At 78.3% G+C, this 244-nt stretch carries 1 protein-coding gene; it reads left to right on the forward strand.

What is annotated here, in order from left to right; all coding sequences use genetic code 11:
* Positions 1-244: acyltransferase domain-containing protein (locus tag KUM44_RS36100; protein WP_217213991.1), on the forward strand; the 244-nt coding region annotated here is incomplete at both ends.

Raw genomic sequence — 244 nt, forward strand, 5'->3', positions numbered from 1 at the left:
CCCCAACGTCCTCGTCGGGCACAGCATCGGCGAGGTCGCCGCCGCCGCCGTCGCCGGCCTGTTCAGCCTCCCCGACGCCGTACGGCTGGTCGCCGCGCGGGCCCGGCTGATGCAGGCAGTGCGCGGCGAGGGCGGCATGGCCGCCCTCGCCGCGCCCGCCGAGGACGTCACCCCGCTCCTTGCAAGCCGCCCCGACCTCGCCCTGGCCGCGGTCAACGCCCCCGACCAGTGCGTCGTCTCGGGC

It is taken from the genome of Streptomyces sp. AC550_RSS872 (assembly GCF_019049285.1).
Classification (GTDB): Bacteria; Actinomycetota; Actinomycetes; order Streptomycetales; family Streptomycetaceae; genus Streptomyces.